The sequence below is a fragment of the Rhodopirellula sp. JB055 genome (genome assembly GCF_043100905.1).
Classification (GTDB): Bacteria; Planctomycetota; Planctomycetia; order Pirellulales; family Pirellulaceae; genus Rhodopirellula.
On record NZ_JBICHO010000538.1, the window covers coordinates 1 to 12,527 of the forward strand.

Annotated in this window: 5 protein-coding genes and 1 other RNA gene; 1 reads left to right on the plus strand and 5 read right to left on the minus strand. The window is 56.9% G+C overall.

Features of this window, described 5'->3' with window-relative positions; translation table 11 throughout:
* Positions 1 to 1,025, minus strand: a 1,025-nt coding sequence (dnaX, locus tag ACF8AM_RS20935; protein ID WP_392557517.1) for a DNA polymerase III subunit gamma/tau, incomplete at its 3' end; no start/stop codon positions are given.
* A gap of 57 nt (positions 1,026 to 1,082) precedes the next feature.
* An RNA gene (gene ffs / locus ACF8AM_RS20940) (signal recognition particle sRNA small type) lies at positions 1,083 to 1,177 on the minus strand.
* A gap of 157 nt (positions 1,178 to 1,334) precedes the next feature.
* On the opposite strand from ffs, the gene ACF8AM_RS20945 reads away from it, so the two are divergent.
* Positions 1,335 to 2,120 carry a DUF2141 domain-containing protein gene (locus ACF8AM_RS20945; protein WP_392557518.1) on the plus strand — a complete coding sequence of 262 codons (786 nt, stop codon included), beginning with the start codon at positions 1,335 to 1,337 and terminating at the stop codon, positions 2,118 to 2,120.
* Positions 2,121 to 2,180: 60 nt separating this feature from the next.
* Here ACF8AM_RS20945 and rarD read toward each other — a convergent pair whose 3' ends face one another.
* The 3 genes from rarD to ACF8AM_RS20960 are packed head-to-tail and all read right to left on the minus strand — an operon-like array spanning position 2,181 to position 12,402.
* Complete coding sequence (gene rarD / locus ACF8AM_RS20950; protein ID WP_392557519.1) at positions 2,181 to 3,125, minus strand: EamA family transporter RarD; 945 nt, start codon at positions 3,123 to 3,125, stop codon at positions 2,181 to 2,183.
* Complete coding sequence (locus ACF8AM_RS20955; RefSeq protein ID WP_392557520.1) at positions 3,118 to 7,410, minus strand: alpha/beta fold hydrolase; 4,293 nt, start codon at positions 7,408 to 7,410, stop codon at positions 3,118 to 3,120. The genes rarD and ACF8AM_RS20955 overlap by 8 nt, the downstream gene beginning before the upstream one ends.
* Before the next feature lie 60 nt (positions 7,411 to 7,470).
* Positions 7,471 to 12,402, minus strand: a complete 4,932-nt coding sequence (locus tag ACF8AM_RS20960) for an SDR family NAD(P)-dependent oxidoreductase (protein WP_392557521.1) — start codon at positions 12,400 to 12,402, stop codon at positions 7,471 to 7,473.
* Positions 12,403 to 12,527: the final 125 nt, after the last annotated feature.

A 12,527-nucleotide genomic window follows, 5' to 3' on the forward strand; every position in this document is an offset into this window, starting at 1 on the left:
AAACCGACGATGGCGAGCACCGTCTGCAGCCCCCAACGATTGGCCAGCTCACTCAACACGCCGTGCATTGATGCCGCGGCATACCGCATCAAAGAGGCCTCGCACCCAACCGCCACGGCCATCAAATCGCGGAAGTAACCCAGCATCTGCTCGGCCAAACGCCCCGAATCCACACCTGCCGCAATGGCGTCGTCAATTTGCATCAGAGCGGCGGAAGCATCGCGTGCGGCCATCGCTTCGGCCAAACGATGAAGTCGTTGGTCGTCAGCGGTGCCCAACATCGTGTGCACATGCTCGGCCGTCAGGTGCCCATCGCTGAAACTCAGCACCTGTTCCAACAGCGATTGACTGTCCCGCATCGAACCGGCAGCACGGCGTGCCAACGATTCCAACGCTTCGTCTTCGACCGTGTTGTCTTCCGCTTCGACAATTTCACGCAAACGCTGCACGATTTTGTCGCTTTCAACCGGCGCGAAATCAAATCGCTGGCAGCGGCTGAGCACGGTGATCGGAAGCTTCTCCGGGTCAGTCGTGCAAAAAATGAATTTGACGTGTTCGGGAGGCTCTTCCAGCGTTTTCAGAAGCGCGTTGAACGCGGCTCCCGTCAACATGTGAACTTCGTCGATGATGTAAATCTTGTAGCGAGAACGACTGGGACGCACGCCCACGTTGGCTCGCAACGACCGGATTTCGTCGATCCCTCGGTTACTCGCACCGTCGATTTCAATCACATCAACGTCTTCGCCCGAATCGATCGCCTGAGCGACATCGCTTTCGTTGTCCGGATTCGCAGTCGGACCGTCCGGGTGATTCAGCGCCTTGGCGAAAATCCGCGCGGTGCTGGTTTTGCCGACTCCGCGGGCCCCCGTGAACAGGTAAGCGTGCCCCACACGAGAAGTTTCAATCGCGCCCTGCAAGGCACGGGCAACGTGGTCTTGGCCGACCAGTTGCGTGAAATCCCGCGGCCGATAGCGTCTCGCGACAACGACGTAAGATCCATTGTCCGCAGAATGATCGTCGCTCACAGATTCACATGAATTCGTAGAAACGGCTAGAAAACCGGCTGGCATTTGCGTCTGCTCGGTGGAGGCAACCCTCACACAAAGTTACACCGCTTATGGCTGCTCCAGTTAAGGCCTGACCAGGTTCACGACTCACAGTCGCAAGGGTCGCCACCATCAAGCAGATCGCTCCGGCAGTTTAGGTCAAGCACCACTTTTGCGAAACCCATCCCAGCCCCAGTTTGACGAAGTTGCTGGTTGAATCGCTTCGTCGCATCCTTCGCGGATTTCGGTTACCCTGATGTCACTCGTTGTTCACAGCCAACGATGCTCATGGCAGACTGCTCCGCCGATCGATTCGCCTACGAATTTTTCGCGAGCGCCCTCGCCGAGCGGAACTCAGGCCCACTCGGGCTGATCTTGTCGGGAATGGAACAGATGGAAAACGGGTTCGACCCCCAAACAGAAACACAATCCGACCCGACCGAACCGGTTGAGTTGGAACCCAGTCGGAATGCCTGGCAATCCCTGCCCGAACGCTGGCAGCAAAACCACGGCTCGCTGTTAATGGTCTTCGCAACGCTTGTCTTTTTGACCGGAATCGGTGTCCTGACTTACCGGCAAAACCGTTTTCGCCCGCCAGCCTTCCCGGCGGCCTCCAGTATCAACCCTGCCAACAACAACGAAACCTCCGCGACCTTTGACCTGGCCACCGGCGAAAGTTCGCCCGAGTCCGCCGGCGACGCCAAAGAACGTGTTTTGATTCGGGTCATCGGTGCCATTCCTAGTGAGTCGTTGGTTTGGCTGGCCATTTACAACGCCGAAACCTCGTTCAACGATCCCGAGAACGCGCTGCTTGCCGCCCAACTTCCCATCCAACCCAATGGTGTGGCGGCTTGCACTATCCCAATCGACCAATTGCCCGAACGATTCGCGATTGCGGCCTTCCATGACACCGACAACGACGGTGCCTTGTCTCGAAATCAATTCGGGATCCCCGCTGAACGCTATGGCTTCAGCAACAACGCTCGCGGAAAATTTGGGCCGCCGGCTTTCAAAGAGGCGGTGATCGATCGACCAGAGAATGGCGAGAAACCGATCGACATCCAGATCTACTGACCCGCGACAGCCGACCAAGTCCGACGAACGAACGACGCTGGATCGGTCCCAACATGAGATTCAATTCGCTTCCGCGACCAACGTGGATCGCCGACGTTTGAATTGGGATGCCACCAAAAAAATCAGCAACCCAATCCAGACGAAAACAAACCCGATCTTTCTCGACGGGTCCAACGTTTCTTCGAAGAGAACGTACCCCACCCAGAACTGCAATGTTGGTCCGACGTACTGCAGAATTCCCATCAGCGACAAATCAACTCGCTGAACCGCCGCGGCAAAGAAAGCGAGTGGCGAAACGGTCACCAACCCCGCTCCCAACAGCATCCCAAACTCGATCGGTGTCCCAGTTTGCATGGTCGATTCACCAGCCGACAGCCGCATCCCTAAATAGATGGCGGCAGGAATGAACAGCACCGTGACCTCCAACATCAATCCAAGCAGCACAGGAAGCGTAGCCTTCTTCTTCACCAGTCCATAAACCGCGAACGAAGTCGCCATCGCCATCGAAACCCACGGCAGCCCACCGTTGCCGATCGCCATCACCGACACGCCCACCGCGGCCAGACCGACCGCCACCCACTGCGGCCAACGAAGACGCTCGCCGAGCACCACCACGCCCAACAACACATTCAACAACGGGTTGATGTAATACCCCAACGACGCCTCCAAGACACGGTTGTTGTTGACCGCCCAAATGAAAGCCAACCAGTTGATCGCGATCATCAAAGCCGCCACGACGTAAACCGCCCAAACACGGCGACTGCGAAGTTGCCCGAAGACGACGGTGAAGCCTCCCCATCGACCTCGCCACAACATCACTGGCAGCACCAAACCGAGCGTCACAAACGACCAAACGATTCGGTGGGACACCAATTCCATGGAATCAGCGTTGCCGATTTGTCGCCAATAAATCGGAAACAAACCCCACATCGTGTGGGCCGCAATGGCACACACCAATCCGAGCTTGAATTCACCGCTGTGCGAAGGTTTGAGCGTCTCAGCCACCCGCGTGACTCACGTCGGAATTCGAACGATTCAGATGCACCCCATTCAGGATGGGAGTGCCCGTCAAACAATCACAAATTGAACGAGCCAAGCATTTGACGTGCGGTTCCTGCACCATGCTGTGATGGTGACCTGGTGTTAGAATCACATCCGCACGATCCGCCAAATGCGACCAACCCCGGTCCGCGCTGCCGTCCGTCTCAAACGGCACATCCGTGGGGCGGAACAATACGATCCGAGTCGCGATGGGTTTCATTTTGTATTGCGTGGCCAATTTCAAGTGATGGTGGAACAAGGCTTTCAAATCATCGATCGCCCGAGCGGCAACCTCCGCGGGTGTGTCTTGGTCCAACACTCCCAACTTTTCAGCGTGTTGCCATAGGAATGGCAATTGTTCTTCGCTCGGAAGCCGCAACAACTCGTCCAGAGTCATGTCGATGCCGTACTCCAAACCCACGTTGGTTTGATCCTCAGCGGGAACAAGCTCGCTCGCCCCACTTGGGATGGACGAATCGAGAAGAACCAATCCCTCGACATCATGCCCTGCGGAAATCAGTTGCTGGGCAACTTCCATGGCAATGACCCCGCCGACCGACCATCCGCCAATCACGTAGGGGCCCTGCTGTCGCACTGAGCGGATTGCCTCGACATAATCGGTCGCCATTGCTCCCATCGTTTCCGGAAGCGTTTCCTTGCCATGCAAACCTCGCGACCGAATCGCGTACATCGGCTGGTCGTCCGGCAACTGCGCCGCGAGCTCCCGATAACAAACGACGATCCCACCTGGCGGATGAATCATGAACAACGGAGTCCGATCACCGGTGACTTTCAACGGAGCCAGCAATTCGTTCAAACCATGATTCCGGGGATCATTCTCGTCCTTGTAAAACGCCACGGACGATTCCCCAAACCGTTGTGCAAGCTCCTCGGGATACAGCCCTGCTAACCTCCCCGCCATCGCGGAAATATCCGCGAGATCAAAGAGCAGTGACGAAGGCACATCGACCCCCAAATCTTCGCTCAACCGATTCGTCAACATCGCCGCCTGAAGTGAACTGCCGCCGAACTCGAAAAAATTCTGGTTGATCCCAATCAACTGCGATCCCAACAACTCCCTCCAACGATCCGCAAGGTGCTGCTCCAGATTGGTTCGTGGTGCTTGATAAGCCGCTAAGGCTGCAGCATCCTGCGTGGGCTCCGGCAAAGCGTTCAAATCCACTTTGCCGCTCGCCGTCATCACAAACGCATCGACTTGCTGAATGTGAGCGGGTCGTTTGTATGGTGGCAAGTGCTCGGCCACATGATGCTGCAACGACAACACGACGTCGCTCCACTGCGTCCTGCGATCCACGGCAACGTTGGAACCCTGGTCTCTCGAATCCGGTGAATCCAACTGCACAAACGCGACCAACTGACTGGCTTCCGAATCGCCCATTTCGCGAGGAATCACAGCAGCCTGAGCGACCGCCGGATGATCCTTCAACACACTTTCAATCTCTGTCGGCTCGATGCGATACCCACGAATTTTCAATTGGCGATCCATCCGCCCCAACACCTCGACCATGCCGTCCGCTCGGCGACGACCTTGATCGCCTGTCAGGTAAGCCCGCCTGCCATCATCCAATGTCACAAATCGCTGGCGAGTCAATTGCTCATCGCCCAGGTACCCGTCCGCCAACCCGGCACCCACCAAGGCCAACTCGCCGACAAACGCAGCCGGCACTTCTCGGCGATCCGAATCCAGCACAACCACATCGGTGTGATCCGCTGGCAAACCAACAGGAATGCGACGCGGCGAATGGACGTCCATGATGCGGTACGCAGTCGCTTCCACCGCCGCCTCGGTTGGACCGTAGCAGTTCCAAATCTGAGCTTCGCTGTTTCGACGAATCGTTCGCGGCAAACTCTCTGGCATCGCTTCGCCACCAATCCAAACGTGACGCAATGAATGACAGTGTGCGAACTTGCGATGCGAGGCCACCAAGTCGATCCAGGAAGGCACGCCAACCAAAACCGTCACACCCTCGCGAATGATTTGTTCCACCACCGAATCGATGTCCGCGACCCGATCCGCTTCCGGCCAAACGACACTGGCCCCTTGAGCATAGGCAAACAAGGTCATTCCCAACCCAGCGTCAAACTGATGCGACAAGGGCATCAGCATTCGGTCCGTCGAATTCAACGGTGTGATCCGCCCTCGCCAACACAACGTATTCGCGATCGCCCCCTGCGAAACCACGACGCCCTTCGGAACTCCCGTGGTTCCTGACGTGTAAATCACATAAGCCGCGTCACCTGCCGTGACAACCGGATCCGTCGCTGCGCCAATGCGTGAGCTTTTACCGTTCCCATTGGCGACGCCATTTTGTGGATCGGTGAGCTGATCCCAAGTGAGCGATTGCAATTCAGTCGGCACACCCTCCCCCAGTTCGTCCACCAAAATCCGCTTGGCCCCCGTTTGCTGAACGACCAAATCCAACATCGCCGAGGGGCGAGTCGAATCCAGCGGCACCGGAACAGCCCCAATCTGCTGGAGCGACAAAATCAAATCCATCGCCTGCTTGCCGGGTTTTGCCAACACAGGCACAAACTCACCGAGCTCAGCATGATGCGTTTGCAAACGCTCTGCGATCACCGCTCGAGTCTCGACCGCCCCCGGAATCACCTCTTTCACCAAACCGGAGAGCGAAGGACTGGCTGGTTTCAACTTGGGTGAACGGAACAATCGATTGAATGGTCGCCGTGCACCACCACCTCGCGGTGGTTCCTGCGAGCGGACACCTTCCGTCTGCGTTTGTCGCTTTGCACCGTCCATGACCAACGCATTCAGCGTGGAAGCAGCTTTCTTCGCATCACCGCTTTTTGAATCCAACGAACGTGAATCTGGATCGCTAAGATCCTGCGACGGCACCATCAGCGGAACAGAATTCACCGACACAGTCGGGTCGGCCAACAATTTCGCCAACAGCGACACGAACTGATTCGCCATCAACTGCATCGTGTCCGCTTCGTACAGGTCCTTGCAGTACACAATCATCCCACCCAGATGATCGCCGTTCATTTCGAATATGAACTCCAAATCGTAGTGACAGGTTTGATGCGGGACCGGATAGTTTTCCTGCTTCAACCCCGCCACGTCCTTGACCTGAGTCGCCGACGGGAACAAATACCCAGCACGCCCCTCTTCATCTCGCACGTGAGCTTTTTCAAAGGTGCAAGAAATTTGAATCAGCGGACTGCGGCCCGTGTCTCGAGGTGGATCCACATCTCGAACAATCTGCGCAAAAGGGTATTCCTCGTGCTGCATCGAATCGACCAAGCGATCCCCCGCACGACGAGCCAACTCCAAGAACGTTGGGTCCCCAGAAACATCGGCCACCAACGGTAGCATGTTGACGAAGAAGCCGACCGTGTCTTCCAAATCCGAGTGCGTTCGCCCAGCAAACGGGCTTCCAATGACGAATTTTTCTTGCCCGCTGGATCGACTCAACATCACCTGAAGGGCTGCCATCACAACCGATGAAGACGTCACCTGAGCCTGCTTGGCAATTCGATTGATCGCCGCACCAACCTCCTCGGGACATTCAATTCCAACAACCTTCGCCGCCTGAGTGAAAGTGGTCGGGCGAGGTCGATCCGTCGGAACCTCCAACACCTTCGGAACATCCGCCAATGTCTCCGTCCAGTACTCCTTCAACGACTGACCGCGTTGCGACTTCAACAACCGTCGCTGACGCAGCACCAATTCAAAGTAATCTTTTTCGGGCGCCACAATGGATGGATCGCCACCCGACAAATACTGCGGGTAGAAATGCTTGATCTCGCCGAGAATCAAAATCAGCGACCAGAAATCGACCACGATGTGATGCGTCGTCGCCACCACCACCCAATCGTCTTCAGCTAACCGAAACAGACGCGTTCGCATCATCGGTCCATTCTGCAAATCAAATGGACGCTGGGTCTCATCGATCACCGCCCGAAGCAGGTTGTCTTCCACGCCAGCACGATCATCAGAGAACGACCAATCCTCGACCACAAACTCCGGTTTCAGTTCATCGTGAACGACCTGCTGGAGCTCGCCCGATGAATCCGTGAACGTTGTCCGTAACGCGGCGTGACGCTGGACCACACCCTCCAACGATTTCCGCAATGCATGGACATCCAACGGCGATCGCACACGCGTCGGCAAGAACACATTGAAGGCCGTCCCGTTTGGATTGCGTCGAAACGCGTACCACAATCCAGTCTGCTGGTCGGACATCGCATAACATTGACGGTCCTGCATCGCTGGATCGTCAGCGATTTCGTCCCGACGTTCCTCTCCAAGCTGCGAACCCAACGCAACTCACGCCTCACCGGTTTCCATCGGCAAAGATTCGCTGAGCGTTGCCACCAAGGACTTCAAACTGGATCCCCGCATCAACGAGCCAATCTGAAGCTTTAACTGCAACTGACCCTCGATCCAGTTTCGAAGCTCCACTGCCATCAAGGAATCCAACCCCATCTCCAACAGCGGACGATCCGAATCCAATTCTGCGACGTTGCCCCCCAGCAAAGAAGCCAGTTTGACCGACACCACTTCCTGCAGACAACGCTCGCGATCAGCGGCCGGAACCTGACGCAAGGATTCTCCGTTGAGAGTCTGCTCGGTTTCATTGCCACCACGAATCAAATGAGCAAACCGTGGAGAAACATCTTTGGTCAGCCCCAGCCCGCGCCAGCGAGACCAATCCATTCGCAACACGCTGCACTGGGTCACTCCACGATGCAACGCTCGAGCCAAGCATTCCGTTGCTTCCGACGACGAGAAATCCAGCACGCCCTGACGTCGCAAACGCTCACTGAGTTCTTCACGCTCGGCCAAGTAGCCCACTTCACCGAGGTGCCCCCAATTGATCACCGTCGCTGGCAATCCCGAGACACGGCGGTGATGAGCCAGCCCATCGAGCAGTGCATTGGCCGCGGAATAGTTCGCTTGCCCCGCATGCCCAAACACGCTGGACAAAGACGAGAACAAGACGAACTGGTCCAGCACACGGTCCCGTGTCGCTTGGTGCAAATTCCATCCGCCAAGCACCTTCGGCCACAACACGCGATCCAACGTTTCGCGATCCAGATCGACGATCATCTTGTCTTCCAAAACCATCGCCGTGTGCAACACGCCTCGCAGCGGCGGCAAATCTTCGTCGATCTGATCCAGGGTCCTTTGAATGTCATCGGGGTCCGTGATGTCGCACGGCAGCACCACCACCTCCGTCCCGCGAGAACGCATCTTCTCGATCACGGGCACGGCTTCTTCTCGAATGGTTTTGCTTCGGCCACTCAGCACCAATGTGCCGGCTCCCGATTCAGACATCCAATCAGCGATTCGCAAACCAAATCCGCCGAGCCCACCTGCGAGCCAATAGGTTCCATCACTTTGGAATTGGAACTCACTTTCGTCGCGAGCCTGCACCTGTCTTGGAGGCTCGGTGTAGTCGACGATCACCTTGCCAATGTGTTTGGCTTGCTGCATGAACCGAAACGCCGACGCCGCATCAGACGCTTCGAATCGCTTTGGAACATGGCCGTGATAAACTTGCGAGTTGAACTTCTCCACCACGGCTCGCAAACGCTTGCCCATTCGCACCGCATGCTGCTGAAACAACTGATCCAAATCAATTGCAAAGAACGCCAGATTGTTGCGTAGCGGGTACATCCCCAACGACTGATCCGCGTAGATGTCGCGTTTGCCAATCTCCAAGAATCGACCGCCCACTCGAAGCAAACTCATTCCCGCCGGAATGGCTTCGCCCGGAAGCGAGTTCAAAATCGCATCGATACCGGGTTCACCCCGCGACGCTGTCAGCTCAGCAATCTCTGAAACAAAGTTCAAAGAACGAGAATCGTGCACATGCTGGACGCCCAACGACCGAACATGATCACGCTTCCAATCACTTCCTGCCGTCGCGAAAATTTCGACGCCTGATTCTTGGGCCACCTCGATCGCCGCCAGCCCCACACCGCCACTGGCCGCGTGAATCAAGATCGATTCGCCGTCCCTCATTCGAGCGCATGTGTTCATCGCGTGATCGGCGGTCAACCATGCCACCGGAATCGCAGATGCATCAACAAGATCCACCGTTGCAGGAGCCTTCGCAACCAACGCAGAGTTGACCAACACATGCGTCGCGAATCCACCGGGCGCCACCGCGATGACCGCATCGCCAATCGCGAATTCTTTGACGTCGTCACCCACCGCCGTGATGATGCCACTGACTTCGGCTCCCAGGGCCACCGGCCCTGGCGGCAAACCGGGATACAGATCCAAAACCTTCATCACATCACTGAAATTCAAGCCCGCACCGGCAACCTGAATTTCCACTTCGCTCGCATCGGGAGAGATTCGACCGAACGCTTGGTGCTTCAGTTCGTCGACTCCCGATGCCGTCCCCTTGGCCAACCGACAAGCCGAACGTTGGCCTGGGTCCAACTCAGCCCATCGCACTTCACGGTGAGTGTCGGCGACGAAACGGTGGACATAACGCACTCCGTCACGCAACATCACCTCGTCTTCGCCATCGTTGCGAGCCCACTCAGCAGCCAAACCTTCTAACGGGAAATTCGCGGCCGGATCGCAATCGACCAAACGAGTCCGCAGCGATCCAATCTCGCTCACAATCACTCGCCCGATGCCGACCCAGGGCATCTGGATCGCAGCCACCGGTTGATTCAACTCATCGCCAGATTGAGCCCCCAACGTCACAATCGTGCATCGCGCCGACGGGCGATCGGGAATCGATTCCCAACTCTGCACCAAGTGCAACGGAGCTCGCGTGGTCAGCAAGGTGCTTTCGCGCAGCGCATCACGGGCGTCCCCGGGAGTCATCGATTCCAACGACAGCGGGTCCAGCGCATCGATTGCCCACAGATACACAAGATGCCAATCTTCGCGTGACTCTGTGATCCCCAGTTCGTTCCACAACCGTGAAAAGGATTGCGAGTCATCGGCGTCCACCCAGTAGCACTGCTGCACCGAGTCAACGCCCACGAACTGCCCCGCTTGTTGGGATGGATCTTGGATCGGATGCACCCAGATGAAATCTTCGCGTGACTTTCCCCAACCGCGAACAAGTTCGTCGGCAAGATCCGCGGGCGAAAACACCACCATCTTTTCATCGGTAACAACGTCCTGGCTTTCTCCCTCATCCTCTTGCCAGCGATACCGATACAGCAAATCCTTGGTCGACCGCTCCGTTTCGGCGCCGACGCGTCGACTTTCGAAGCCGACGATGCAGCCAACGTGGGATCCGTCCTCCAGATACAAATCCAAATCTGCCAGCAACCGGTGCTCGGTCTTCAGCCGAATTTTCGCGTGCACGACCAACGGAACATCCAGTCCAGCAGACCGCATTTTCTCAAGGTCAAACTGGAGGTCTTCGATTTCATGCGGCAAGTACAGACCACCTGGCGAATGTCCAAACAGCGGATCACAAACCACCATCGCATGAAAGCAACTGTCCAACACCGCAGGATGAATGAGGTACTGCGATGCCTCCGCATCGAAGGCGGCAGTGCGAACTCCGTCCGGTAATTGCACTGTGGCAATTGATTCGCCATCGCGACGAATGCCCTCGCGAATGCCTTGGAACACGGGTCCATAATTCAGCCCAATGGATTGGCAATAGTCGTAACACTCCTCCGTGCTGAACGCTTGCTGGCAACGTTTCTGCCCCGCCTCCAACATCGCGTGCTTGTTCTCAGCATCCATCGGAGCTGCCGTCCCGTGGGTCGCCACCAGGAGTTCGGTCCAGGTATCACCAGGGATCTCACAGTATCGAATCTCAATCGAACGCCGGTCACCCGCCAGAGACGTTTCCAATTGGTGCCTCTGCGATGAATCCAAGATCATCGCATTGAGCAACTGCAATCGCTGAAGTCGAATCTGCCTGGGCGCGGGATCACCCGCCAACTCGCTGGCCTGAGACAACACCCAGCGTGTTCCCGACAACGCCATCTCGATCCCGGCCGCGGCAGGAAACATCGCTGCACTGCGGACCCTGTGATCGAGCAAGTACGCTTGATTTTCGCCGTCCATGCGGCCACGAAAAACGGGATCGGCCGACGGTTCGGCTTCACCAAGCAGCGGGTGCACCAACGTCGTCAGACGAGACCGGCTGGATTGCTCGGATTCCTTCCACAACGTTTGTTGCTGCATTGGGTACAGAGGCAAATCCGCTCGCTCATCCGGACGAGGAATCAGCCCTGACCAATTGATCTCAAACCCATACGAGAACAAATCACCAAGACCGCTCAACCATTGCTTCTTCTCCTGAGCAATCCACGCCGACTCGCCGGATTCCACTACAAATTTCGGTCGCCGCGCCGTCGCGACCAACTGAATGTTCTGGGCGGTGTGCCCGTAACACTCCGTCGTCGCAAATGCCAGCACCGGGTGCGGCCCCAGCTCAACGCCGACTCCGTAACCTGCCTTGGCCGCGACCATCACCGCATCAGCAAAACGCACCCCACTACGTACGTTCGTCCACCAATACTCGCCCGCCAACGAATCACCTTCTTGGATCGCTCGCCCCGTCACCGTCGAGATCATCGGCGTGTGCAGCGGTTGCGTCTGAATCCCGTCCAGCGATTCGAGCAACTCATCCCGAACGGGGTCCATTTGTGGACTGTGAAAGGCGTACTCCACCGCCAACCGGCGACAGAAAATCGAATCCGCTTCGATCGAAGTTGCCAATCGTTCGATTGCGTCCTTGTCACCTGACAGCGTCACCGATGCCGGCCCATTGACCGCCGCGATGGCGACGGTTCCAGGCATTGACGGATCGATCTTCGCAAGTGCCGCGATCCGTTTCTCGGCTTCCTTTTCCGTCAACCCCACGGCAATCATCGCACCGCGACTGGTCGCCAAATCCATCGTGCGGCCGCGATGAATCGCGACGCGGCAAGCATCTGCGAAATCCAGACCGCCGGACAGATGAGCTGCGGCGATTTCGCCAACACTGTGCCCGATGATCAAACTCGGGCGAATCCCAACCGAAGCCCACATCGCCGCTTGCGCCACTTGGATTGCAAACAACGCTGGTTGAGCGATTGAGGTGCGATCCATGCGAGTCGTTTCGGAATCACGGTGCAACTCTTCGATCAGCGACCACTCGGATGTGTGCAACTGAAACTCGATGTCGATACGTTCGATGATCTGACGAAAGACCATGTTGTCGCGAAAAAGCCCACGCCCCATCCCCCACCACTGCGGCCCCTGGCCACAGCACAAAAACACGATCCCTTGAGATCGTTCCTTGGCCGGCAAGCGAGTCTGAATTGCGGATGCGTTATTCGAGGCCGCCCCCGAACGCAACGAATCGCTCAGTGCATTCAGCTCGACCTGCAATGCCTCCGCATGAT